Source organism: Acidovorax sp. ST3, from assembly GCF_003231145.1.
Classification (GTDB): Bacteria; Pseudomonadota; Gammaproteobacteria; order Burkholderiales; family Burkholderiaceae_C; genus Acidovorax.
Genome location: NZ_QKVP01000003.1, coordinates 184835 through 210096, shown reverse-complemented (window position 1 = coordinate 210096; position 25262 = coordinate 184835). Strand labels below are relative to the sequence as shown.

Annotated in this window: 21 protein-coding genes; 6 read left to right on the top strand and 15 right to left on the bottom strand. The window is 65.8% G+C overall.

What is annotated here, in order from left to right; genetic code table 11:
• Positions 1-4: 4 nt before the first annotated feature.
• Positions 5-232, top strand: coding sequence for a sulfurtransferase TusA family protein (locus DNK89_RS10230; RefSeq protein ID WP_015015339.1), 228 nt, complete (start codon positions 5-7; stop codon positions 230-232).
• A gap of 84 nt (positions 233-316) precedes the next feature.
• Here the strand turns inward: DNK89_RS10230 and galU are convergent, their stop codons facing one another.
• Both galU and DNK89_RS10220 read right to left on the bottom strand, forming a co-directional pair.
• Complete coding sequence (gene galU / locus DNK89_RS10225; protein WP_110960010.1) at positions 317-1204, bottom strand: UTP--glucose-1-phosphate uridylyltransferase GalU; 888 nt, start codon at positions 1202-1204, stop codon at positions 317-319.
• 127 nt (positions 1205-1331) lie between these two features.
• On the bottom strand, positions 1332-4229 hold the full coding sequence (locus DNK89_RS10220) for a valine--tRNA ligase (RefSeq protein ID WP_110960009.1): 2898 nt from the start codon (positions 4227-4229) through the stop codon (positions 1332-1334).
• A gap of 635 nt (positions 4230-4864) precedes the next feature.
• Between DNK89_RS10220 and DNK89_RS10210 the strand changes: the two genes are divergently transcribed.
• Positions 4865-6724 carry a M48 family metallopeptidase gene (locus DNK89_RS10210; RefSeq protein ID WP_110960008.1) on the top strand — a complete coding sequence of 620 codons (1860 nt, stop codon included), beginning with the start codon at positions 4865-4867 and terminating at the stop codon, positions 6722-6724.
• A gap of 366 nt (positions 6725-7090) precedes the next feature.
• Here the strand turns inward: DNK89_RS10210 and DNK89_RS10205 are convergent, their stop codons facing one another.
• Positions 7091-7714, bottom strand: a complete 624-nt coding sequence (locus DNK89_RS10205; RefSeq protein WP_110960007.1) for a VOC family protein — start codon at positions 7712-7714, stop codon at positions 7091-7093.
• 310 nt (positions 7715-8024) lie between these two features.
• Between DNK89_RS10205 and DNK89_RS10200 the strand changes: the two genes are divergently transcribed.
• Positions 8025-9692, top strand: a complete 1668-nt coding sequence (locus DNK89_RS10200; protein ID WP_238990773.1) for an ABC-F family ATP-binding cassette domain-containing protein — start codon at positions 8025-8027, stop codon at positions 9690-9692.
• A gap of 93 nt (positions 9693-9785) precedes the next feature.
• On the opposite strand, the gene DNK89_RS10195 is transcribed toward DNK89_RS10200, so the two are convergent.
• From DNK89_RS10195 to hemC, 7 genes are all read right to left on the bottom strand, one after another.
• Positions 9786-10361 carry a YceI family protein gene (locus DNK89_RS10195; protein ID WP_015015334.1) on the bottom strand — a complete coding sequence of 192 codons (576 nt, stop codon included), beginning with the start codon at positions 10359-10361 and terminating at the stop codon, positions 9786-9788.
• An 87-nt stretch (positions 10362-10448) separates the two neighbouring features.
• Entirely contained in the window at positions 10449-11024 is a 576-nt protein-coding gene (locus DNK89_RS10190) for a YceI family protein (protein WP_015015333.1), read from the bottom strand.
• Positions 11025-11149: 125 nt separating this feature from the next.
• Positions 11150-11722, bottom strand: coding sequence for a cytochrome b (locus DNK89_RS10185; RefSeq protein WP_110960366.1), 573 nt, complete (start codon positions 11720-11722; stop codon positions 11150-11152).
• Positions 11723-12125: 403 nt separating this feature from the next.
• Entirely contained in the window at positions 12126-13403 is a 1278-nt protein-coding gene (locus DNK89_RS10180) for a heme biosynthesis protein HemY (RefSeq protein ID WP_110960005.1), read from the bottom strand.
• Between the two features lie 4 nt (positions 13404-13407).
• The gene (locus DNK89_RS10175; protein ID WP_110960004.1) at positions 13408-14538 is read right to left on the bottom strand and encodes a uroporphyrinogen-III C-methyltransferase; all 1131 of its coding nucleotides are present in this window, start codon (positions 14536-14538) and stop codon (positions 13408-13410) included.
• Complete coding sequence (locus tag DNK89_RS10170; protein ID WP_110960365.1) at positions 14535-15362, bottom strand: uroporphyrinogen-III synthase; 828 nt, start codon at positions 15360-15362, stop codon at positions 14535-14537. Before DNK89_RS10170 ends, DNK89_RS10175 begins: the two co-directional genes overlap by 4 nt.
• 1 nt (position 15363) lies before the next feature.
• Positions 15364-16296 (bottom strand): hydroxymethylbilane synthase, encoded by a 933-nt coding sequence (hemC, locus tag DNK89_RS10165; RefSeq protein ID WP_110960003.1) that lies wholly within the window; start codon positions 16294-16296, stop codon positions 15364-15366.
• A gap of 128 nt (positions 16297-16424) precedes the next feature.
• On the opposite strand from hemC, the gene ppc reads away from it, so the two are divergent.
• Positions 16425-19214: a phosphoenolpyruvate carboxylase gene (ppc, locus tag DNK89_RS10160; RefSeq protein ID WP_015015327.1), complete on the top strand. Its 2790-nt coding sequence runs from the start codon at positions 16425-16427 to the stop codon at positions 19212-19214.
• A 223-nt stretch (positions 19215-19437) separates the two neighbouring features.
• Here ppc and DNK89_RS10155 read toward each other — a convergent pair whose 3' ends face one another.
• Positions 19438-19731, bottom strand: a complete 294-nt coding sequence (locus DNK89_RS10155) for a DUF4148 domain-containing protein (protein ID WP_110960002.1) — start codon at positions 19729-19731, stop codon at positions 19438-19440.
• Positions 19732-20082: 351 nt separating this feature from the next.
• Positions 20083-21180, bottom strand: coding sequence for an AI-2E family transporter (locus tag DNK89_RS10150; RefSeq protein ID WP_110960001.1), 1098 nt, complete (start codon positions 21178-21180; stop codon positions 20083-20085).
• Between the two features lie 374 nt (positions 21181-21554).
• On the opposite strand from DNK89_RS10150, the gene DNK89_RS10140 reads away from it, so the two are divergent.
• Entirely contained in the window at positions 21555-22289 is a 735-nt protein-coding gene (locus DNK89_RS10140; RefSeq protein WP_043565609.1) for a hypothetical protein, read from the top strand.
• Entirely contained in the window at positions 22286-22867 is a 582-nt protein-coding gene (locus tag DNK89_RS10135; RefSeq protein ID WP_153064277.1) for a FlgO family outer membrane protein, read from the top strand. Before DNK89_RS10140 ends, DNK89_RS10135 begins: the two co-directional genes overlap by 4 nt.
• Before the next feature lie 166 nt (positions 22868-23033).
• Here the strand turns inward: DNK89_RS10135 and flhC are convergent, their stop codons facing one another.
• The 3 genes from flhC to DNK89_RS10120 form a co-directional block, all read right to left on the bottom strand.
• Complete coding sequence (gene flhC, locus DNK89_RS10130) at positions 23034-23594, bottom strand: flagellar transcriptional regulator FlhC (RefSeq protein WP_110959998.1); 561 nt, start codon at positions 23592-23594, stop codon at positions 23034-23036.
• Positions 23595-23641: 47 nt separating this feature from the next.
• A complete protein-coding gene (flhD, locus tag DNK89_RS10125; RefSeq protein ID WP_015015270.1) occupies positions 23642-23968 on the bottom strand; it encodes a flagellar transcriptional regulator FlhD in 327 nt (108 codons plus the stop codon).
• A 326-nt stretch (positions 23969-24294) separates the two neighbouring features.
• Complete coding sequence (locus tag DNK89_RS10120) at positions 24295-25200, bottom strand: sulfurtransferase (RefSeq protein WP_015015269.1); 906 nt, start codon at positions 25198-25200, stop codon at positions 24295-24297.
• Between the last annotated feature and the right edge of the window lie 62 nt (positions 25201-25262).

Below are 25262 nucleotides of genomic sequence, written 5' to 3'. Positions count from 1 at the left end.
GACCATGGACATTCACAAAGAAATCGACACCCGGGGCCTGAACTGCCCCCTGCCCATCCTCAAGGCCAAGAAGGCGCTGTCGGACATGGCGAGCGGCCAGCTACTGAAGGTGGTGGCCACCGACAACGGATCGCTGCGCGACTTTCAGGCGTTTGCCAAGCAGACCGGCAACGAGCTGGTGGAGCAGCAGACGGTGGGCGAAGAGTACATCCACGTCCTGCGCCGTCGTTGAATGCAAAAATAGCTGCTAGCGCTTGTTGCATCAGCGCTGGCAGCTATCAATTTTGATCTCAATCGAGAGCTTGGACGGCTGCGTTTACAGCGCCAGGTTCTTCAGGTAGTCCCGGAAGTGCGCCCCCACCTGCGGGTGTTGCAGGGCCAGTTCCACCGTCGCTTCCAGAAATCCTTCCTTGCTGCCGCAGTCGTAGCGCTTGCCTTCGTACTGGAAGGCGTACACGGCCTCGTTATTCATCAGGCGCGCAATGCCGTCGGTGAGCTGGATCTCGCCGCCCACGCCCCGTGGCTGGTTGCGGATCTCGTCAAACACACCGGGCGTGAGGATGTAGCGGCCCGCCACGCCCATGCGCGAAGGGGCCTCGGCGGCCTTGGGCTTTTCGACAATGCGCTGGATGCGGATCAGCGGGCCACCGGCGGGCTCGCCCGCCACGATGCCGTACTTGTGCACCTGGTCCTCAGGCACCTCTTGCACGGCGATCACCGAGCGGCCTTGCTGGCGGAAGGCGGTTGCCATCTGCGCCAGCACCGGCTGACCGCCTTGCGGGCCGACCATCAAATCGTCGGCCAGCAGCACGGCAAACGGCTCCTTGCCCACCAGCGGCTCGGCGCACAGCACGGCGTGGCCCAGGCCCAGGGAACGGGGCTGGCGCACAAAGGCGCAGTCCATGTCGCTGGGCTGGATGGAGCGCACCAGCTCCAGCAACTCCTTCTTGCCGGCCGCTTCCAGCTCGGCCTCCAGTTCGTAGGCGGTGTCGAAGTGGTCTTCAATGGCGCGCTTGCTGCGGCCCGTCACGAAGATCATGTGGCGGATGCCCGCGGCGTAGGCCTCTTCGACGGCGTACTGGATCAGCGGCTTGTCCACCACGGGCAGCATCTCCTTGGGGCTGGCCTTGGTGGCGGGCAGAAAGCGTGTGCCCAGTCCGGCAACGGGGAAAACGGCTTTGCGAACGGTGGTGGCAACAGTCATGGGGCTCCTCTGGACGGATGGGGCGGTGTGTGGGCTGCAAGGCAGCCGCACGCACACCGGCAGAACATGAAAACAAGGCAATCGGCCCGCGCAGGGCGGGCCGCCATGGCGCAGTATGGCCCGGGTTTCAGCCCAGCCGTGTCAGCTGATCGCGCAATCTGCCCAGCGTGGCGCCGAAGTCGGCAATACGCTTTTTCTCCTGCTCGATCACCGCCGCAGGCGCCTTGGCCACGAAGGCTTCGTTGGACAGCTTGTTGTTGGCCTTGGTGATCTCGCCGTCGATGCGGGCGATTTCCTTGGACAGGCGGGCCTTCTCGGCCGCCACGTCAATCTCCATGTACAGGCACATGCGGGCGTCGCCCACCACGGCCACGGGCGCAGCCTGGGCGGCGGCGGCCCAGGCGGCTTCGTCGTCAAACACCTTGACCTCGCTGAGCTTGGCGAGCGCCTGCAGCACCGGGCCTACGCCACGCATGAACTCAGTGTCGCCCACCACGTACAGGGGCAGGCGGGTGGAGGGAGACACGTTCATCTCGCCCCGCAGCGCGCGGCACGCGTCCACCAGACCCTTCACGCGGCCCATGTGGGCAATCGCAGCTTCGTCGATCTTGGCCGGTTGGGCTTCGGGATAGCGCGCGATACTGACCGACTCGCCAGGGATGCCGGCCACGGGCGCGACCACCTGCCACAGGGCTTCGGTGATGAACGGGATGATGGGGTGGGCCAGGCGCAGGATGGCTTCGAGCGTGCGGATCAGCGTGCGGCGCGTGGCGCGTTGTTGTGCTTCGGTGCCGTTCTGGATCTGTACCTTGGCGATCTCCAGATACCAGTCGCAGTACTCGTTCCAGACGAAGTCATAGATCGTGTTGGCCACGTTGTCGAGGCGGTATTCCTCAAAGCCCTTGGCGACTTCGGCCTCGGTCTTTTGCAGCAGCGAGGCGATCCAGCGGTCGGCCTGGCTGAACTCCATGTAGCCGTGGGCGCTGCCGCCGGGCTGGCATTCTTCCTTGGTGTGCTCTTTCAGGCCGCAATCTTGGCCTTCGCAGTTCATCAGCACGAAGCGGCTGGCGTTCCAGAGCTTGTTGCAGAAGTTGCGATAGCCCTCGCAGCGCTTGCTGTCGAAGTTGATGCTGCGGCCCAGAGATGCGAGCGCCGCGAAGGTAAAGCGCAGCGCATCGGCGCCATAGGCCGGAATGCCCTCGGGGAATTCCTTTTGCGTGTTCTTGCGCACGGTGGGTGCCGTCTCGGGCTTGCGCAGGCCGGTGGTGCGCTTGTCGAGCAGCGGCTCCAGCGCGATGCCGTCGATCAGATCCACTGGGTCGAGCACGTTGCCTTCGGACTTGGACATCTTCTTGCCCTGCGCGTCGCGCACCAGGCCGTGGATGTACACGTGCTTGAACGGCACGCGGCCCGTGAAGTGCGTGGTCATCATGATCATCCGGGCTACCCAGAAGAAGATGATGTCGTAGCCCGTGACCAGCACGGTGCTGGGCAGGTACAGGTTGAAGTCGTCGGTGGCGCTGTCGCCCTGGTTCGGCCAGCCCATGGTGCTGAAAGGAACGAGCGCGGACGAGTACCAGGTGTCCAGCACGTCTTCGTCGCGGCGCAGCTGCTTGCCCGGTGCCTTGGCCTGTGCCTCGGCTTCGGTACGGGCGACGATCACGTTGCCGTCTTCGTCGTACCAGGCCGGGATCTGGTGGCCCCACCACAGCTGGCGGCTGATGCACCAGTCCTGGATGTTGTTCATCCACTGGTTGTAGGTGTTCACCCAGTTCTCGGGCACAAAGGTCACTTCGCCGCTGGCTACGGCATCAATGGCTTTTTGCGCAATGCTCTTGCCGGTGAGGTCCTGGTCGGACACCTTGCTCATGGCGACAAACCACTGGTCGGTCAGCATGGGCTCGATCACCTGGCCGGTGCGGGTGCAGATGGGCACCATGAGCTTGTGCTTCTTCACCTCGACCAGCGCGCCGATGGCTTCCAGGTCGGCCACCACGGCCTTGCGGGCCACGAAGCGGTCCATGCCCTGGTACTTGGCGGGCGCGTTCTCGTTGATGGTGGCCTGCAGCGTCAGCACCACGATCATGGGCAGCTTGTGGCGCTGGCCCACGGCGTAGTCGTTCTGGTCGTGCGCGGGCGTCACCTTCACCACGCCCGTGCCGAACTCCTTATCCACGTACTCGTCGGCGATCACCGGGATCTGGCGGTCGCACAGCGGCAGGTTGACCATCTTGCCGATCAGGTGCGTGTAGCGTGCATCCTCGGGGTGCACCATCAGTGCCACGTCGCCCAGCATGGTCTCGGGGCGGGTGGTGGCCACCGTCAGGCTGCCCGATCCATCGGCCAGCGGGTAGGCGATGTGCCACAGCGAGCCGTCTTTTTCTTCGCTCTCGACTTCCAGGTCGGACACGGCGGACTGCAGCTTGGGGTCCCAGTTCACCAGGCGCTTGCCGCGGTAGATCAGGCCTTGTTCGTACAGCTTCACGAAAGTGTCGGTCACCACGGCGCTGAGCTTGTCGTCCATGGTGAAGTATTCGCGGCTCCAGTCCACGCTGTCGCCCATGCGACGCATCTGCGTGGTGATGGTGTTGCCGGACTTTTCCTTCCACTCCCACACCTTGCTCACAAAGTTCTTGCGCGCCTCGGGCGGGGTGGGGCCCATGTCGTAGCGGCTGATGCCTTGCTCTTGCAGCTGGCGCTCCACCACGATCTGCGTGGCGATGCCTGCGTGGTCGGTGCCGGGCACCCAGACGGTATTGAAGCCCTTCATGCGGTGGTAGCGCGTGAGGCTGTCCATGATCGTCTGGTTGAACGCATGGCCCATGTGCAGCGTGCCCGTCACGTTGGGCGGGGGCAGCTGGATGGAGAAGGCGGGCTCGCCCGCCTGGGGCTGGCCCGTGCCACGGTGGCCTGCGGTGCCATACCCGCGCTTTTCCCATTCGGGGCCCCAGTGGGCTTCCAGTGCAGCGGGTTCAAACGACTTGGACAGGCTTTCGAGGCCGGGTTGTGGTTGGGGCGTGCTCATGGGTCTGGCAGTGGGGTGTGGCAGTGGGGGCCGTGGGGCGGAGCGGCCGCAGGGAGCGCTCCGACGAACAAGAGGGTGAACCGCACATTTTAAGGGACCGCCACCCCATCGCTGGCCCCGCAGGGCCTTCCTCTGTTCGGGGGCGGCGCGCCGTCTGTCGGCCGATTCTTTCCAATGGTTACCTTGTGGCTGGGTGCGCGGGTGAATGCGTCCTGATAATCCCGGCCGATAGAGCGAGGAGGGCGCGGCAACGCGAACAAGGCTCTAAGAACCTGCTCAAGGTCTTTTCGGGGATCGCATTGGAGTGCAATCGGGATGAGTGGATGCTTCGGGTGCGCCGCATGGGCTCATGCCCATGCAAGCAGCCGAGGCGTCCAATCGCCCGATTTCACTCCAACCCTTCGGGCAAGTGCCTTGCCGGGCGGTCTGCGGCGTTGCGGCGCTTGCCAAAAGCACGGGCTATTGGCTGCGCACCGCGCCTTGCATCCCATCCCGGCAAGGTACTTGTGCGACCCCGAAACGACCTTGAGCAGGTTCTACGGATCACGATCTACAACAAGGACTGGTGCAGTGGCTTGCGGGGGCGTTCAGCCCTCTGGCGCCACGGAGCCGGGCCGTCACAACCATCCGAACCTATGACGTTTCAATCTGCCTGGCGCCTGGGCCTGGTCAAGGTCTTTGCCTATGCGCTGCTTGCGCTGTTCCTGGTGCCTGCGGTGACCTACGTGTTCACCCGCCATGCCCAGACCGACCAGGACGCCCGTTTTGTGGCCGGCATCAGCCAGCGCATCGATGCCGAAAAGGGCCTGCCCGCCGACGAGAAGCAAGCGCGCAAGGACTATTACCGCAGCAACCCGCCGTCCACCATCTGCAGCAATGCAGACCCCGACGCCCGCGAATACCGCGAGGCGCTGTGCGACACCTTCTCGGATGTCTGGCAGTTCCACATGGCGCGCAAGCTGTCGCTGTGGACGCTGGTGGCCAGCGCGGCGCTGCTGCTGGCGGTGCTGGGGCTGGGGGCGCTGGCGTTTGCCGACCGCAAGCTGCAGTACGCGAGCTTTGTGGCGGGCTGGCGCCTGACGTCCTGGGCCAGCGCCACGGCGCTGGTGGTGCAAGGGACGATGGCGGTGTGGCTGTCGTTCTGGGTCACTGCGTTTTTCTTCCACAAGTACTCGCCCAAGCTGGTGCTGTTTGTAGGCTTTGCCGTGGGGGCCGGGGTGCTGGTGGCCGTGGCGGGCATCTTCAAGCGCGTGCAGTCCAGCAACCAGGTGGTGGGCGAGCTGGTGGCCGAGGCCGATGCGCCGCTGCTGTGGCAGCGCATTCGCCACCTGGCGCAACGCCTGAAGACCGAGCCACCCCGGCATATCGTGGCTGGCATCGATGCCAACTTCTTTGTGACCGAGGCCCCGATCACCGTGGGCCAGCAAACCCTCACGGGCCGCACGCTGTTTGTGAGCCTGCCGCTGCTGCGCATCCTGGACCAGACCGAGGCCGACGCCGTGCTGGGCCATGAACTGGCCCACCTGCGCGGGGGCGACACGCGTCGCAGCGCGCAGCTGGGGCCCAAGCTGGTGCAGTTTGACCACTACCGCCACGCCATCCGCACCGGCGGGCTGTCGGCCATGGCGTCGCCGCTGCTGGACCTGTACCGCACCATCTTCGAGATCGCCCTGGCCAGCGACAGCCGCGAGCGCGAGTTCAAGGCCGACCGTCTGGCGGCCAAGCTGGTGAGCCCGGCGGCGATTGCACAGTCGCTGGTCAAGATTGCCGCCTACGCCCAGTACCGCTACCGCATCGAGGACGAACTGTTCGGCCGCAACGAGCGGCACGACAACAGCACGCTGGGCATTGCCAGTTTTGTGGCCCAGGGCTTGGCGCCGTACGCGGCATCGCCCGACTTTGTGGATGCGATGAAGACGGCCAATGTGCCGCACCCCTTCGACTCACACCCCGCCATGCCCGAGCGCCTGCGCAACGTCGGCATGGCCCTCAAAGAGCGTGACTACGGCGCGATTGCCGTGCGTGCGCCCGCCACCACCTGGGTGCAGGAGATATTGACCGCCGACGCCATCGAACAACGGCTGTGGAGCGCTTACGAGCAGCAGTTTGCGCAAGACCACGAGCGGAGCCTGGCCTACCGTTACGAGCCCGCCAACGAGCAGGAGCGGGCCCTGGTGTTGCAGTACTTTCCGCCCGTGGTGTTTGCCCTCAAGGGCGATGCGACGGTGGAGGTGAGCATCGACGGCATCCGCACCTCGGCCGATGAGACCACGGTGTTCTGGGACGCCATCAAGGGTCTGGAATTCAAGGAAAGCAGCTTTGGCAACGCGCTCATCGTGACCCACCCCGAGAAGAACGCCCTGGGCCTGGGCGCCAAGACCAGCAAGATCAAGCTGCCCGGCCTCAAGAAGGACAAGGACCAGTTCAACGCCGTGGTCAGCCACTACTGGCAGCGCCACCAGATCATGCGGGCGCAGCAACAGGCAGCGGCATGATTGCTATATTTTGTATAGCTGCTCGGGCAATGGGATGTAGCGCTTCAGCGCTATAAGAACCTGTTCAAGATCTTTTAGGGGATCGCATTGGAGTGCAATCGCCCGATTTCACTCCAACCCTGCGGGCAAGTGCCTTGCCGGGCGGTCTGCGGCGTTGCGGCGCTTGCGGATAGCCGGGCTATCCACTGCGCCCCGCGCTTTGCATCCCATCCCGGCAAGGTACTTGTGCGACCCCGAAAAGATCTGGAACAGGTTCTAAGGCCCAAAACCCCATCGCAAAGCGGTGGGAGGGCCGTTGGACGGGGCTGCGCACCACAGCCAGTGCAGCCGGCCCCGTGGACCGTGGAGGCCTGGGGTCAGGTTGGCTTACTTGCGCACAAACTCCGGCCGGTCGTTCTGCTGGGGCTTGAGCGGCGCATCCACCTTGCCTTCGGCGCGTTCCTTGCGCCATTGCTCCTTGCGCGCCGTCCACTCGCGCAGGCGGGCGTGGGCCACAGTGCTGTCTTTTTCCATTTGCTCGTCGTTGGCCAGCTGGGCCGACAGCTCCAGGCGGATGCCGTTGGGGTCGAAGAAATAGATGCTCTTGAAGATGTGGTGGTCCGTCACGCCCAGCACTTCCACGCCGTGTGCTTCCAGGCGGCGCTTGGTGTTCTCCAGCTCCTGCACGGTGTTCACGCGGAACGCAATGTGGTTGACCCACAAGGGTGTGTTGGGCGAGGGCTCCGCCTTTACGTCGTCGCCCAGGTCGAAAAAGGCGATGAACGAGCCGTCCTGCAGGCGAAAGAAGAAATGGGTGTAGGGGCAGTACTCGCCGGTGCTGGGCACATAGTCGCTCTGGATGATGTGGTACAGCGGCAGGCCCAGGATGTCTTCATAGAACTGGCGCGTTTCCTCGGCGTCGCGGGCCTTGTAGGCGTAGTGGTGCAACTGCTGGATGGCGGCGGGGGCCGGCAGGCTGGCCAGGTCGGTCGGGTTCAGAACGGCGTTCATGCAGAGTCTCCTCAAATCGGTGAACGCAATTCTACTATTCGTAATTGATTTACGTTAAGTTAATTTTCGTCTGTTCGCCGGTGGATTACACTGCGCGTCCCTTTGGTTATTTCCGCCGTCGCGGAGGCCCGACTCCCATGCGCCTGTAAGCCCCTTCCAAGCAGTTTCCCCCTGATCGCCCGCACCGGGCGGGGGGTTGTATGTCTTGTACGGAGCGCAGGTTATGCCGACATCCAAGCGAGGGGCTGGGGCCCCTGGCAACCGCCGTGTTGCCGATTCGTTTCCTTCTCCATCGTTTTCTTCTTCGTCCGTGGCACCTGCGCATACCGATGCGGCAGGCTCCCCCACGGGACCGCTGCATCTGAGGTTTCAGGATGTCCGCTGGCATCTGCCAGATGGGCAGGCGCTGTGGGACCGCCCGCTGAACGTGGCCGTGGGCCCTGGCCTGACCGGTGTGGTGGGCGCCAATGGCAGCGGCAAAAGTGTTTTTCTGCGGTTGGCGATGGGGCTCTGCCAACCCCATGGCGGGAGCGTTTGGCGTTGCGACGCAATCTTTGCCGTGGCGCAGGATGTCCCGGCAGACCCCGGCTCGACCGTGGCCGATCTCGCAGGCCTGGGACCGGTGTTGCAGGCACTGGCGCGGCTGGATACGGGGCAAGGCACTGCGGACGACCTGGTGCTTGCCGAAGGCCGTTGGGACTTGCCGGTGCGCTGGGCGCGGGCGTTGTCGGCCCTGGGCCTGGCGGGCTTGTCGCCAGGGCATGCGGCGAACCAGCTCAGTGGCGGCGAGCGCATGCGCGTGGCGCTGGCCGGGGCCTTTTTGTCCGGCGCCGACTTGCTGCTGCTGGACGAGCCCACCAACCATCTCGATCGCCCGGCCCGGCGATGGCTCCTGGACGCCCTTGCTCAGTGGGGCGGCGGCGCATTGGTGGCCAGCCACGACCGGGAACTGCTGGCCGGCGTGGGCAGCATCCTGGCGCTGTCACCCGCGGGGCTGCATCGCTACGGCGGAAACTGGGCCCTGTACCAGGACCAGCGCGCGGCCGAAGCCGCAGCGGCCCGCGCTGCACTGGAGCACGCCCGCACCGAGCGCAGCTGGGGTTTGCGGTCGCTGCAGCGTGAGCACGACGCCCAGTCGCGCCGCGCGGCCCGGGGGCGCGAGGAGGGGCGCACTGCCAACCAGGCGTCTGTGCTGCTGGACCGAAAGAAGAACAATGCCCAAGCCCATGCGGGCCGCGAACATGAACGCCAGCAACAGGAGCGCCAGCGGTTAAACGACGCGGTACGCGAAGCGGCCGCCCGCGTGCCGCCGCAGGACTTGCCCACGCTGGTGTTGCCACAGAGCAGGGTGCCAGCGGGCAAGCTGGTGCTCGCGTTCGAGGACGTGCAGGTGCCCCACGCGCCACCGGGCCAGCCACGGCTGGACGGCACCTGGAGCGGCCCCCTGCGCATTGCCGTCACAGGGCCCAACGGTTGCGGCAAAAGCAGCCTGCTGCGGTTGATCGCTTCGCCCGATGAACCGGCGGCTGGCCGCGTTCGTCGCCCCGTGCGTGCGGCCTGGCTCGACCAGCACCATGCGGCGCTGCGGTCTTCGCAGCACGGGGTGCTGCACCACCTGCAATCGCTCCACACGCCGCTGCCCGAGGCCGTGTTGCGCACGCATCTGGCGCAGCTGGGGCTGGGGGCCGACCGGGTGCTGCGTCCCGCCTGCGCGCTCAGTGGCGGTGAGCGCATGAAGGCTGCGCTGGCCTGCGCGCTGTGGTCGGGCGAGCCCGCGCAGATGCTGCTGCTCGACGAGCCCACCAACCATCTGGATGTGGAGGCCACGCAGGCGTTGCAGTCCGCGTTGTTGGCCTTTACTGGCGCGGTGATTGTGGTGTCACACGACTTGGCGTTCCTGCAGGCCGTGCGCCCTGACAGGGTGTGGGCCTGGCGTCCTACCGGCTGGGATCTGGACGGATCGCTCGGCGATGTCTGAGCGCGCATAAAAAAGCCGCCCGCTGCGCCATGGCAGGGGCGGCTGTGCAGCGCCATGCCGCCGTGGGGCGGCCGCTGTGTTGCTGCGTGTTGTTTACTGCTTCACGGCTTCGATCTGCACCACCAGGCGCACGTTCTTGGGGAAGCCCCATTCCACGCCGTAGTTCATGCCCCACTGGGTGCGGTCGATGGTGGCTTCAAAGTCGCCGCCGCACACTTCGCGCTTGAGCATGGGGCTGTCGTAGCAGTTGAACTGGTTGGCCTTCAGGGTCAGGGGGGCGGTCTTGCCCAGCAGCGTGAGCTGGCCTTCCACGCTGGCGACCTTGTCACCGTTGAAGACGAACTTGCTAGAGACAAACTTCATCGTGGGGTGCTTGGCCGCGTCGAACAGGTCGGCGCTTTGCAGGTGCTTGTCAAACGCAGGGGTGCCCGTGTTCACCGAGGTCACGTCGAACGTGATCTCTGCCTTGCCCGACTTGCCGGCCTTGTCGAACTGGACAGTGCCTTCCTTCTTGTCGAAGCGGCCACGGTTCACGGCAGCGCCAAAGTGGCTGATTTCGAACGAGGCGAAGGTGTGCGTCGGGTCGATGGCGTAGTTGGCCGATTGGGCTTGGGCAGCACCGGCGAACAGGGTGGCAGCGGCGGCCAGGGCGAAGAGGGACTTGCGCATGGAAACTCCTGATGGGTCAATAAGGAAAGGACAAAGGGAAAGGGGAGGCCGCTAGCAGCGGCGGCCAAATGCAAAGGGGCGCAGCGCTCAGAGCTTGCCGATGCCGGTCAGCGCGAGCTTGAACTTGACCTGTACGTCGTCGGCCACCATGGAGGTGTCGGCCCACTCGTTCTCGCCGATCTTGAAGGCCAGCCGCTTGATGGGCAGCGCGCCTGTGGCGGTGGTGGTGGTGCCGTTCTGGGTCAGCGTCACGGGCACCACCACGTTCTGGCTGTTGCCCTTGATGGTGAGCGCACCCGCCACTTCAAACTTGCCGCCGCCCAAGGCCTTGATGCTGGACGACACGAACTGGGCTTGCGGGAACTTGGGCACGTTGAACCAAGCGGGCTTGGGCAGCTCCGCATCGGTCTCGCGCGAGCCCAGCGTGGCGCTGCCGGTGTCCACTGTGAACGCGATCTTGCTGGTGGCCAGCTTGGCGGGGTCAAACGCGACCTGTGCGCTGAACTTCTTGAACTGGCCTTCGAGCGGCACACCCATCTGGCGGGCGGTGAACTGCACCTCGCTTTGTGCGGGCACCAGTTGTTGCTGGGCCAGGGCGGCCTGCGCGCCAGCGGCGAGCGCAGCGCCGATCACGATGCGGGACAGGGTAGTGGACAGTTGCATGCAGAAACTCCGTTCAAATCTCAAAAAAGGTGAAAGCGGCGGCCGGGGCGCGGATGGGTGCGTGGCCTTTGGGCTGGCCAGGCGCCGGCCTTGCGGGGCGGCGGCGCCTGAAGGGCGGAAGCGGGTTATTTCCCCGGCAGCATGCGGTGCAGCAGGCCGTCCCGGTCTACCAGATGGTGCTTGAGCGCGGCGGCGATGTGCAGCACGGCCAGTGCAGCCAGTGCAAACGCGGTGTACTGGTGCCAGGGCTTGATGGCCTCGGCCAGGTCCTTGCTCACCGGCACAAAGTCGGGCAGCTGCCACAGGCCCAGGAACACGATGGGGAACCCCGCTGCCGAGCTGTAGGCCCAGCCAATCAGGGGCACGGCAAAGAACAGCACGTACAGCAGATGGTGGGTGCCGTGGTGCGCCAGCTTCTGCCAGCCGGGCATGGTCATCTCAACCACCTTGGGCAGCGCCGGGGGGCGGTGCGTGATGCGCCACAGCAGGCGCAGCGCCGACAGCACCAGGATCGTCACGCCGGCCCATTTGTGCCAGTTGTAGAGCTTGAGCCGCTGGGGCGAAAAAGGCAGGTCGGCCATGTAGACGCCGACGCCAAACAGCGCGATCAGCGCCAGGCCCAGCACCCAGTGCAACAGCATGGCCGTGCGCGTGTAGCGGCGGGGGGTGTCGAGGGTCGTGGTGGCAGTGGCTGTCATCAGCGAATCAAAAAAGTGCGTGTGAAAAAGAGAGGGAGCGCGGGCTGCGAAGGCCATCCCGTGGGGTACCGCCATAGTGCGGCGATGGGGCAGTGTAGGAAGCGCTGGCGACGATCTGCTTCAGGCAGATTGACGCTTTAGTTCAAATTTATTGAACCGATAGGCCTTGAGCGCTCAAAGTTCCCCAATGCTGTGGAAATTTTGTAGCGCAGCCATAGGGCACGTTGGCACTGCACCGGCGTGGAGCCTGCAGCGCACACGCTGGTGCACGCGCGCGGCCAGTGAATGCAAGGGGCGGCGGTTGAAAAAGCACAGCGGTGAAGGCCGCTGTGCAGGTGCGGAAGGCGCTACAGCGCCCCGGCGGTGCCTGCCTGGGTAGTGCCTCGGTAAGGGGCTTGTCGGCTTATCGGGCCAGCGCAGCCTGCTTCCAGGCGCTGGCAGCGGCGGTGTCGTCGCCGCGCTGCTCGGCCAGCTCGGCCAGGTGGCGCCAGGCGCTGGCACGCAACTGGGGGTCGCTGAGCTGCTGGGTTGCCTGCGTCAGCAACTGCTGGGCCTTGCCCCACAGCTGCCGCTTGAGGCACGCCATGCCCGCCAGGTACTGCAGGCGCGCGTCGCGCGGGTTGGCCTGCTGGGCCGATTCGATGCGGGCCAGCCAGGGGGCGTCGAGCGCGTCCAGCCCCGCCTCCAGTGCGCGCACCAGCTTGAGGGCGTGTTGCTCGGCCAGGGCATCGGGCAGCTCGACCATGCGGTCCCACACGGGCAGCAGCCAGGCCCGCACCTGCGTGGCATCACCGCCCAGGGCCGCCAGCCGCTGGGCGGCGTGGATGGCCAGTTCGGGCATGTTGCGCTCGCTGGTTTCCAGCGACAGCCAGATCTGCTGCAGCTGGGCCGTGTCGTGCGCACTGTTGATGAGTTCGGTGGCCAGTCCGCGCACGATGCTCTGCGCCGCATTGGGCGAGAACGCACGGTGTTTGCCCAGCAGGCGTGCGGTGTCCAGCGCCTCTTGTGTCTGGCGTGCCAGCCGGGTGGCCTTGAGCTTGATGCGCAGCGCCAGCGTGCGGCGGGCTGCGCCCTGGGGCAGGGCAGCCAGGCGGTCGAGCGCTGCAGGGGCATCGCGGTCGTCCAGCGACCAGCGGGCGGCGCGCATCTGGGCGCCTTCGTGCATTTCCTGCTCGTTGACGGAGCCGCGCATGGGGGCTTCCTGCAGTGCGTCCTGCAAGTGGCTTTCGCGCGTGGCGCGGTCTTGCAGCGCGTGAGACGCTTCTGCCGCAATCATGTGGGCCAGCGCGCGCAGCTGCTTGCCGTGGGGCACGGCCTCGCCGCTGGCCTCCAGGGCGTGTTCTTGCGACAGTGCCGCCACAGCGGACTTGCGCGAGCGGATGAACCGGCCGCCCAGCATGTGGGTCAACGCATCAAGCAGCGCGCCATGCATGGCACGCTCTTTTTGTTGCACGCGCCAGCGGCGTGCCTGGTGCGGCAGTTCCAGCAGTGCCGCCAGGGCCCGCAGCGCCGCGTACACGGTGACGAAGCCGCCGACCAGCAGCAACACCACCATGTTGAGCGACAGATCGATGCGGTAGGGCGGCCAGTACAGGGTGACCGTCCCCTGATTGTTGCCTGCAAACAGCGCGGCCGCCACCGCCACCCCGAACAAGCCCAGAAGCCAAAGTGCTGCGCGCATGGTGTCAACGTCCGGCAGCGGCGGTGGCCAGGGCAGACAGGGTTTCGTCCAGACGCGGCAGCTCGGCCGCCTTCATGCTGGCCTGGGCCTGCTGCAGGGTCGAAGCCACGTTCTGCGTGCGGCGCGATGCGGGGTCGAAATATTTGTTGAGCGCTGCGGTGGCCGCCGCCAGGTCCGAACGGGCGGACTCGAACTGCCGGGCCAGGATGCCCAGGCGCGCGTTGAGCAGCTTGAACTTGAGGTTTTCGCGCAGGAAGAAGGTCTGTTCGGGGGCCAGCAAGATGGCCTCGGGCTGGTCGATGCGGCTCACGCGCACCAGGCTGCGGGCCTCGTCGCGCACCACCTCCCAGCTGCGCTGCAGGGCCGCCTGCCACCACGCCAGGCCCTCAGTGGGTGCGGGGGCGCTGCCGGGCATTGCGGGGCCGGTGGACAGGCGTTTTGTCGAGGCCGCCTGGGCCACGGCATTGAGCACGGGCAAATCGTCCACCTGGCGCACCAGCTCGTCCAGGCGGGCGAGCAGGCCGGCGGTGTCGGTCACGGTGGCGCGGGTCAGGCGGTCCAGGTCGCGGCCAATGGCGCGTTGCACAGGGGCCAGGCGGGGTTGGGCAGAACGCTCGATGCGCTGGTTGGCGCTTTTGAGGGCGGCCACCAGGGGCTCCAGGCTGCCGGTCAGCTGGGCCTGCTGTTGCGCCAGACGGATGGCCGACTCAATGTCCACCACCAGGTTTTCATCGCGCGAGCGCGACAGGCTTTGCATGAGTTCTTCGAGCTGGCTGCGCTGCAGGGCGACTTCGCTCACGCGGGCCTCTGCCACCGAAAGGCGTGCGGCCGTGTCGCGCACCAGTTCTTCGGCCTGGCGGGCCATGGTGCGGGCCTCGATGGCCTGGGCGCCCGAGTCGGCGGACTGCCGGGCCAGTTGTTCCTGGATGGCGCTGAGCTTTTGCCACAGCAGGCCGCTGCTGACCAGTGCCGCCACCGCCACGGTGCCTAGCAGCAAAGTCATGGCGCCGCTCCGGCCGGCAGCGGCGGGGGCTGCGGCCGAGGGGGCCAGGCTCACTGCCGGCGCGCCCACGGCGGCAGCCACAGGGGCTGGAGGGGGCGTCGAGGGCAGATCGTCAGGGGGCGCAGAACTCATGCGGCCGATTCTATCGAGGCCACCACGTCTTCCAGCGCCGGACGGCATTCCCGCACGGTGCCAAAGCCCGCTGCGCGGGCCGCTTCGGCGATGCGCGGGTGGGTGGCCAGCGCATGGGCAGCGCCCCAGTGCTGGCCCGGCAGGGCCTCGGCCAGGTGGGCCACCGCCTCCGAACTGCTTAGCAGCCAGACGGAGCCATCGCGCGCCGCCTGTTGCGCCAGCGCCACCTCTTGCGCCGTGAAGCGGGGGGCGCCGCGTTGGTAGGCCACCACAAACTCCACCTGACCACCCCGCGCCTCGATCTGCTGGGCCAGCCACTCGCGGCCGTTGCCTTGGGGCGATTCGTGTGCGCTCTGGGGTGTGGCGGATCGGCCGCGCACGATCAGCACGCGGTCGCCGGGCTGCACCTGGGGGGCCACCTGCTGCCACAGTGCCTCCGAGTCGAACTGGGGCGCGTCGGGCGCAGGTCCGTCGATGGCGCTGCGCGGCACGCCCGCCTGCTCCAGCGCGCGGGCTGTCCCCGGGCCGGGTGCCCATGCTCTTGTTTTTGTAGCTGCCAGGGCATGAACATCTAGCACTACAGGGCGGTTTTGCTCAAAAAAGTGCACCACGGCATTGCCGCTCACAAACATCAGGGCGCGGTAGGTGTCGACGTTGGCGCGGGCCGTGTCCAGCGCCTGCTGCATGGCGGTGTCCGTGCAGGGACCAATCGCAATCAGGGGCAGCGCCACAGCCTGTATGCCGTGTGCGCCCAGTTGCGTGACCCAGTGCGCCGCTTCGCGGGCGGGGCGTGTGACGATGACCCGGGGCGCTGAGGTGCCCATCTCAGGCCGGGGTGATGCCGCGCGCACCCCCAGCACGCAGGCGTTGCGCAATCGCGTCGCCCAGGGCTTCTGCCTGCGCCAGCGTGGTGACCGCGGCGGAGGCCTGGGCGCGCACCAGCGGGGCTTTGTCCTCGGGGTCGCCCCAGGCGGCGTCCAGCTGCAGCACGCCCTGGGTGAAGGTGCCGTGCGCTGCCAGGGGCATCGAGCAGCTGCCGCCCATGGCGCGGCTGACGGCGCGCTCGGCGGCCACGGTCAGCCAGGTGGTCTGGTGCGCCAGCGGCGCCAGCGCGTCGATCAGGTCTTGCCGGTCGCTGCGCACCTCGATGCCCAGCGCGCCCTGGCCTGCCGCGGGCAGCATCGCATTGGGTTCGAAGGTGGTGCGTATCCGGGCTTCCAGCCCCAGGCGCTTGAGGCCTGCGGCCGCCAGCACGATGGCGTCGTACTGGCCTTCGTCCAGCTTGCGCAGGCGGGTGTCGAGGTTGCCGCGCAGGGGCTCGATCTTCAGGTCAGGCCGCAGGGCCTGCAGCAGCACCTGACGGCGCAGGCTCGATGTGCCCACCACGGCACCCTGCGGCAGCGCGTCCAGGTTCTCGTAGCGGGGGGAGACAAAGGCATCGCGCGGGTCTTCGCGCTCCATCACGCAGGCCAGGGCAAAGCCCTCGGGCAGCTCCATGGGCACGTCCTTGAGCGAGTGCACGGCAATGTGGGCGCGGCCTTCTTCCAGCGCCACTTCCAGCTCTTTCACAAACAGGCCCTTGCCGCCCACCTTGCTGAGGGACTTGTCCAGAATCTGGTCGCCCTTGGTGGTCATGCCCAGCAATTGCACGCTGTGGCCCCGGGCTTCGAGCAGCGCTTTGACATGCTCGGCCTGCCACAGTGCAAGGCGACTTTCGCGCGTGGCGATGACGATGGGGGGCGTTGGCGAGGGGCTCAAGTTCGTAACCTGTTTGTAATTATTCGGCGGCGCAGGATGCTAGCATGCGCCCGCACTGGGGCTGGTGCGGCCTGCGGCCATGCGGGCTCCACGCGCCAGGCCATCCCACCCATCCCGGAGACTCCCGCATGAAACGATCCGACAAGGACCAGCCCCTGATTGACGACATCCGCCTGCTGGGCCGCATTCTGGGCGACGTGATCCGTGAACAGGAGGGGGTGGAGGCCTACGAGCTGGTCGAGCAGGTGCGCAAGCTCTCGGTGGCCTTCCGCCGCGACGCCGACCAGGAGGCCGACCGAGCGCTCAAGAAGCTGCTCAAGTCCCTGTCGGGCGACCAGACGGTGAGCGTGATCCGCGCCTTCACCTACTTCAGCCACCTGGCCAACCTGGCCGAAGACCGCCACCATATCCGCCGCCGCGCCGTGCACGAGCGTGCGGGCGACACGCAGGAGGGCAGCATCGAGGTCGCCCTCTCGCGCCTGCGCTGGGCTGGCATCGCGCCCAAGACCATTTCGCAAACGCTGGCCGGTAGCTACGTGGCGCCCGTGCTGACCGCCCACCCTACCGAAGTGCAGCGCAAGAGCATTCTGGACGCCGAGCGCGACATCGCCCAGTTGCTCGCCACGCGCGACGACATCCAGGTGCGCGCCCAGCTCTACAACAGTGCCAAGGATGCGCTCACCCCGCGCGAGCTGGCCGCCAACGAAGCCCTGCTGCGTGCCCGCGTGGCCCAGCTGTGGCAAACGCGCTTGCTGCGCTACAGCAAGCTCACCGTGGCCGACGAGATCGAGAACGCGCTCTCGTATTACGAAGCCACCTTCCTGCGCGAGATCCCCAAGATCTATGCGGACCTGGAAAACGAGCTGGGCCAGTATCCGGTGCACAGCTTCTTGCGCATGGGCCAGTGGATTGGTGGTGACCGTGATGGCAACCCCAATGTGACGGCGCAAACCCTGCAATACGCCCTGAGCCGCCAGGCCGAAGTGGCCCTGCGCCACTACCTGACCGAGGTGCACTACCTGGGCGGCGAGCTGTCGCTGTCGGCCCGCCTGGTGCAGGTGTCGGCCGAGATGGAGGCCCTGGCCCAGCGCTCGCCCGACACCAACGAGCACCGCGTGGACGAGCCCTACCGCCGTGCACTCACTGGGATCTATGCGCGTCTGGCCGCATCGCTGAAAGACCTGACCGGTGGCGAAGCCGCGCGCCATGCCGTGGCGCCACAAAACGCCTACGCCAGCGCCGAAGAGTTCCTGGCCGACCTGCGCGTGATCGAAGCGTCACTGAAGTCCCACCACGGCGAAGCGCTGGCCGCAGAGCGCCTGCACCCGCTGATCCGCGCCGTGCAGGTGTTTGGCTTTCATCTGGCCACGGTGGATTTGCGCCAAAGCTCCGACAAACACGAAGAAGTGGTGGCCGAGCTGCTGGCCAAGGCGCGCATCGAACCCAACTACGCCAGCCTGCAAGAAGCCGCCAAGCGCGCCCTGTTGATCAAGCTGCTGAACGACGCGCGCCCGCTGCGCGTGGTAGGCGCCGAGTATTCCGCGCACGCCCAGGGAGAGCTGGCCATCTTTGAAACCGCCCGCGTGATGCGCGAGCGCTTTGGGCATGAGGCGATTCGCCACTACATCATCAGCCACACCGAGACGGTGAGCGACCTGCTGGAGGTGCTGCTGCTGCAAAAGGAAGTGGGGCTGATGAGCGGGACCTTGGACACCGAGTCCAAGAACCACCTCATCGTGGTGCCGCTGTTCGAAACCATCGAAGATCTGCGCAATGCCGCGCCCATCATGCGCGAGTTCTATGCGCTGCCCGGCGTGGCAGCCCTGGTGCAGCGCAGCGGTGGTGAGCAGGACATCATGCTGGGCTACAGCGACAGCAACAAGGACGGCGGCATCTTCACCAGCAACTGGGAGCTGTACCGCGCCGAGATCGCCCTCGTCGAACTCTTCGACGAACTCGCCACCAGCCACGGTATCCAGCTGCGCATGTTCCATGGCCGGGGCGGCACCGTGGGCCGGGGCGGTGGTCCCAGCTACCAGGCCATCCTGGCCCAGCCCCCCGGTACCGTGCGCGGGCAGATCCGCCTGACGGAGCAGGGCGAGGTCATTGCGTCGAAATACGCCAACCCCGAAATCGGCCGGCGCAACCTCGAAACATTGGTCGCCGCCACGCTCGAAGCCACCCTGCTGCAGCCCACCAAGCCTGCGACCAAGGCCTTCCTGGACGCCGCCGCGCAGCTCTCGCTGGCCAGCATGGGCAGCTACCGCGCGCTGGTGTACGAAACGCCCGGCTTCACCGACTACTTCTTCAACTCCACGCCCATCCGCGAGATCGCCGAACTCAACATCGGCTCGCGCCCTGCATCGCGCAAGGCCAGCCAGAAGATCGAAGACCTGCGCGCCATCCCCTGGGGCTTCAGCTGGGGCCAGTGCCGCCTCACGCTGCCCGGCTGGTTTGGCTTTGGCTCGGCGGTAGAGGCTTTCATCAACACCGAAGGCAAGGACCCCAAGGCCCAGCTGGCGCTGCTTCAGAAGATGTACCGCCAGTGGCCGTTCTTCCGCACCCTGCTGTCCAACATGGACATGGTGCTGGCCAAGAGCGACCTGGCCCTGGCCTCGCGCTACAGCGAACTTGTCACCGACGCCCGGTTGCGCAAAAAGGTGTTCACCAGCATCGAGGCCGAGTGGCACCGCACGGCCGATGCGCTCACCCGCATCACGGGCGACAAGCAGCGCCTGACGCACAACACGGCGCTGGCGCGGTCCATCAAGCACCGCTTTCCCTACATCGACCCGCTGCACCACTTGCAGGTCGAGCTGGTGCGCCGCTGGCGTGCAGGGCAGGGCGACGAGCGGGTGCAGACCGGGATTCACATCTCCATCAACGGGATTGCGGCGGGGCTGCGCAATACGGGCTGAGCGGCTCACAAAGCTGTTCGATCCTTCGCACCCTGACCGCTGCCTACGCGGCGCGCACCCATAACAAAAAGGGCTCCGAATGGGAGCCCCGTTTGTTTGGCCAGTGTGGGAGCGTGTGTTGAAAACACCTCCCATGGCAGCAGCACCCGCACCGCGCGAAGTGCCACCACCATGGGAAGTCCCGCAACTGCTTCAATCCAACTCAAGCAGTTGGTCTGCCCAATTACATGGCGCTGAATTCGCCCGAAGGGATCTGGCCGGTGCGCACTGCTTCGGCAGCCTGGGCACGCACGGCAGCGCGGTCAGCGGTGGATTTATAGGTCACCACACGCGAGCCAGCAGGCTCGATGCTGCGGGTTTGGGCCACGGTAGCGGCTTCAGCAGCCACTTCAGCGCGGGTGCGGTTCGTGTCGAACTTCAGGGCAAATTGCGAGCCATCGGCTTCGTCAGCATGGGCGCCAAAGGCGGTGAAAGCGGCAACAGCGGCGACGGAGAGGAAACGAGCGGTCTTGTTCATGATGAAAATCCTTGAAAGTTAAAAAGCGTCTCAAAAAAGCCGGATCAAAAACCATTTCTGAACCGGGTTCGGTGAGTCGCCTTGCGGGTTCGGCTCATCGATGGGATGAACTGTACGCCGATGGTGTTCAGGGAAAAACCACCCAGTCGCGAACTAACTGTTCCAGTATTGGAAACAATCTTCAACGACAGTTGGGTGGCGCAGTTGCGCCCAGGTGTTCGGTAATTCGGGGAGCTGCATCTCTGGTGCGAAGCCAGAGTCCACGTGTGGAACAGGTGCAGAGATACGGACGGCCCGAGCCGCAGTGACGGCGTCAGTGGCAGACGCTGCGTCGCTCGGTGGCCAAGTCGCTCAGTCGCCCAGCAACTCGCCCACGGCCTTTAGGTCTTCCACCCGGTCGCACACGGCCTTCACGGCCATCATCACCGGGATGCCCAGCAGCAGGCCCCACAGGCCCCACAGCCAGCCCCAGGCCAGCACGCTGATGAACACGGCCACGGGGCTCATGCTGCTGGTGCGGCTGGTCAGCCACGGCGTGAGCAGGTTGCCGATCAGCGTGTGGATGACCAGCGAGGCACCGCCAATGGCCATGGCCATGTCGAGCGTGCCGAACTGCAAGAACGCCACCAGGGCCGAGGCCCCTGTGACCAGCGCCGAGCCGATGTACGGCGCAAGGTTGAGCACCGCGGCCACCACGCCCCACACGGCCGCGTTTTCCAGCCCCAGTGCCCAATAGGCCGCGCCGGTGGCCAGCCCGACCAGCACGCTGGTGAACACCTGTAGCAGCAGATAACGCTGTATCTGCTGTGTGATGTCCTGCAGCACATGGATGGTGACCTTGCGCCGCTCCAGGCTGGTACCCGCAATGCGTAGCAGCTTGTCGCGAAACAGGTTGCCCGAGGCGAGGGCAAAGTAGGTCAGAAACACCACTACCGTCAGCTGCCCCAGGGCCGACATCAGGCCCATGGTGCCGCTCCACAGGTAGTCGCGGATGTTGAAAGGCGGGCGCTCCACGATCACCCGCTGCACGCCCCGGCGGGGCGCCGTGGTGGCGGTGCTGTTTTCGTTGGCGGCCTGCTCAATCTGGGTGGCCGCCTTCTGCACGGTGTCCAGCGGGCTGCTGCCACCCGCGCGCGCCTTGAGGTTGTCACGCACCTTTTTGGCGGCGACGGGCACCGAGTCCACCAGTTGCGCCGCCCCGTCGCTGAGCGACCAGGCCGTGCTGGCCAGCCCGGCAACGATGGCCACCAGCAACACCCCCGCCCCCAGCGCCCGCGGCACATGCCACCGGGCCATCATCTCCACGGCGGGCCGCAGTGCAATGGTCAGCAGCAGGCTCAGCATGATCGGGATGAACACCGCACTGGCCCAGTGCAGCAGCGCCACGCTGGCGAACAGTGCCAGCAGGGCGAGGGAGAGGTTGCGCACGTCCACGGGCATGTGGAGCATGAGGGGCGCTGCGTGGGGCGCTGGCGCCGAGACCGGAGGCGCAGGGACTGTGGGGGCGGCTGCGTGTGCGTCGCCGGCTGGCGTGTGGCTGGCATCTGCTGCGACCTGGCTGGTCACCGCTGGGTCGGAGCTGCCATCGTCAACGCCGGCTGTTGTTGGGCTGGTGGGTGCGGAAGGAGCGGCAGAGGGCGCGGTCATGCGCGGATTGTGCGGCAGGCCAGACGCCGGCTTTGTAGGTGGCCATCCCATCGCCAGCGGCGTTGGCAAAGTGCGACGGAAAACGGGCTTTGTTCCCGCGATGGTGCTTTGCCAAGGCCATTAGGATGATGCGATGCAATTGGACGGCATCACAACATGACAAGGGGCGTGTGCGCATGAATCCTCAACACTCCCTTCGTGGGCGCGTGTTCGCGACGGCAGCACTGGCGGTGTTGCTGGGCGGATGCTCGTCGCTGGATGTTCCGCGTGCCGACAACTATCCGGCCACCGACCAGAAGAAAGCGCGCGCCGTGCACCACTGGGATGTGTTGGCCGACGACGTGGCGGGCCGCATCGCGGGCAAGATCAGTGCCTGGCCAGCCGGCGAGTACCCCATCTATCTGGCTCCGAGCCCTGGCGACACCAGTTTCAACAACGGCTTTCGCAAGCTGCTGATCACGCGTCTGCTGGATCGCGGCGTAGTGCTGTCCACGCAACCGACGGCAGTCACGCTCACATTCGAAACCCAGGTGGTCCAGCACAACGCCCGCGTGCAAACCTGGGGACCCATGCCGTGGACACGTCTGGCGCTGGGCGTGGGCGTGGCGCGAGACTGGTATCTGTTCCGCCAGGGCGCTGGCTCCATGCTGGCGGGTGTTGCAGCCCTTGGCGCGGTGACGGACCTCACGCAATACGCCATCGACGGATCTGCCGCAGGCGGGCCGACGCGCACAGAGGTGCTCATCACGACATCCCTCGAAAGTGGCGACCGCTACCTCGCGAGCACGGCAGATGTGTACTACGTCGAACCCGATGATTCGCCGCTGTACAAGACGCAGTTGCCACCGCCTCCACCACCACCGCCTCCCCCACCCACCCCCGTAAAAACCTGGCGGGTGGTTGCACCATGATGCGCCGTTTCCAACCCGGCAAGCTCAAGTCCATGTGGTGCCTGGGCATGGTCGCCGTGTCGGCCCTGGCGCTGCAGGGCTGCTCGACCAACCCGGTCCACAGCTATTACTACGGCAACAGTGCAGGCGGCATGGCGCGCACGGACCTGATTGAGGTCAACGAACGGGCGACAGATGCCTTGCTGCTCAGCGCGCCGCTGGACGCGAGCCAGCCGGTGCTGGTGGCCACATTGGTGAATGTGGACCGGCTCAACGAGTCGTCGCGGCTGGGGCGCATCTTTTCGGAGCAGATTGCGGGGCGCATGGTGCAGCGCGGCCTGCGCGTGACGGAGGTGAAGCTGCGTGACAACCTGGTGCTGCACCGCGAGCAGGGCGAGTTGCTGCTGTCGCGCGAGGTGCGGGAGGTCAGCCAGGCGCAGAACGCACAGGCCGTGGTGGTGGGCACGTACGCAGTGTCGGCCTCGGTGGTGTACATCAGCCTCAAGCTGGTGAACCCGGTGGGCAACCAGGTGATTGCTGCACACAACTACGCGGTGCCTGCGGACGAGAACGTGCGGACCTTGCTGGCCGGGCGTTGATGGATGGGTAACGGTTTGGTGCTCTGCCTTGCACCACATTCCATCCGCAGACAGCAGAAAGCACAAAGGCCCCGAGCAGGGCCTTGTTTGCTATCTAATCAATAGCTATCGCGGCAATAGGTACTAGCGCATCGGGCACTTTTGGCTCAAAAATCACGCCAAGGTGTCAATGCAGCATCAGTGCGCCGGCGGTCTTGCTCTTGCCTGCACGGGCGGGTGGGTTGCACAGGCCGCAGGTGAAGTGGCGGTTCTCGTACAGCTCGGTCACGAACTGGCCGCTGCACTGGCTGCACTTGGTGCGGGTCAGCATGCCGGCGTCCACAAATTTCACCAGACGCCATGCGCGTGTGAAGGACAGCAGGGGCTCGATCTCGGCCGTGGCGACTTGTTCGTTGTACAGACGATAAGCTTTGGTCAGCAGTTCCACCGAGTCCAGGTCCACGCCCTTGGACAGGTATTCGTAGATGTTCAGGAACAGCGAGCTGTGGATGTTCTCCTGCCAGGTCAGGAACCAGTCGGTGGAGAAGGGCAGCTGGCCTTTGGAGGGCGACTTGCCAGCGATCTCCTTGTACAGGCGGATCAGGCGTTCATACGACAGCGTGGTCTCGGACTCCAGCACCTGCATGCGGGCGCCCATCTGGATCAGCATGGCGGCGCGTTCGATCTGCTTGGATTCGTTCAGAACACTCTTGGCAGGGGCTTTGGCGGCGTTGGTGGTGGAGGACATGGCGGGCTTTCGGTGAGAACGGGGCAACTACGCTGCGGGCAACTGCTTCAGAGCACTTCCGACACGCGGCTGGCCATCAGGATGTTGGCGTGCAGGGTGTTGGTGGCGTCATTGCCCACCTTCTTGGCCGAGTGGTTGGTCAGCAAGCTCCACACCAGGTTGTCGTCCACACGGAAGCTGCAAAGTAGCGTGTTGCGGGAGGCCAGTTTCATCACTTGCGCTGCCGACAGCGAAGCGAGAATATCGGCAGACTCTTCGTTCATGCCCAGACGGAAAACTGCTTCGGCCTTGTCCTGACGGATCAGGGTTTGGGCCAGCATCAGGTAGGTGAGGTTGGCTTCGCGGATTTCAGCGAGGATTTGTTCGTTGGTCATGGCGGCTTCCTTTTTTCCAGTACCGGGTCTTGCGTTGCCTGCTGACTGCAGGTTTTGCGTGATCCGTTGAAATGGATTGTGAAACCGCCCCAATCAGAAATTAAGTCGGGGTTTGGCTGTGCCGCGTGTCTGGTTTCGCGGTGGGCTGTGTAGGAATTTGCCCTACACGCAGATCAGGCGTTGGCTGGCTTTCAAGAGGGGTGCATCTGCTGCATTGGCAGGCACCGCTCCCGAATTCTGCTCATGGTTTTGATAGCGCCTGCAAAACCATCTTTTTTGCGCTTTTGCAACCCGCGGCGCCCGTTAGACGCCGCAACTGGGGCGTTTCAACCCTTTTCGACCGGGCGCGTGGGGTCTGAACACCATTCGCTCCAGCTGCCCGCGAACAGTGCGGTGTGCCCCAGGCCGGCAATCTCCATGGCCAGCAGATTGGGCACCGCGCTCACGCCGCTGCCGCACTGGTGCACCACGGTTGCAGGATTGCGGCCTGCCAACAAGGCGTCGAACTCTGCGCGCAGTGTGGCTGCGGGTTTGAAGCGGCCATCGGCTCCGATGTTTTCGGCAAACGGTCGGTTGAGTGCTCCCGGAATGTGGCCGGCCACCGGGTCCAGCGGCTCCACCTCGCCCCGGTAGCGGGCACCGGCGCGGGCGTCGATCACAGTCTGGTCTGCGGGGCTCTGCAGGCGGGCCAGGACATCGCTGGCCGTGGCCAGCTGGCGCAAGGGCTCGTTCAGTGCAAAGTGGGACTGGAAGTGCGAGGGCTCTTCGCCGCTGTTGACTGCGCCCCCTGCGGCCTGCCAGGCCTGCAGCCCGCCGTCGAGCACGGCCACGGCGTCATGGCCCGCCCACTTGAGCATCCACCACAGGCGGCCGCAATAGTTGGCGCCCTGGCGGTCGTAGACCACGGCCTGCATGTTGTTGGCAAAACCCACGCTGGACAGCCACATGGCAAACCGTTCGCGGCTGGGCAGCGGGTGGCGGCCGCCGGATGCAGGCTGGTCGGCCTCCTGCGCCGTCACAGTGCCGGTGGCGCCGGGTGCGCCGTGCTTGGCGCTCAGGTCGTTGTCCAGGTTGGCATACACGGCGCCGGGGATATGGGCCTGCGCATATTGCTGTGCGCCGGCGGTCGGTTGCATGAGTTCGAAGCTGCAGTCAAACACCATCAGCGGCGCACCGCTGGCGATGAGGGCTTGCAAATCGGGGGCGGAGATGAGCGTGGTGTAGGTGGTCATCGGCAGGTCAGGTGCAAAGCAACCGGTAGGACAGGGAGGCCTCCATTGTGGCCATCCCGATA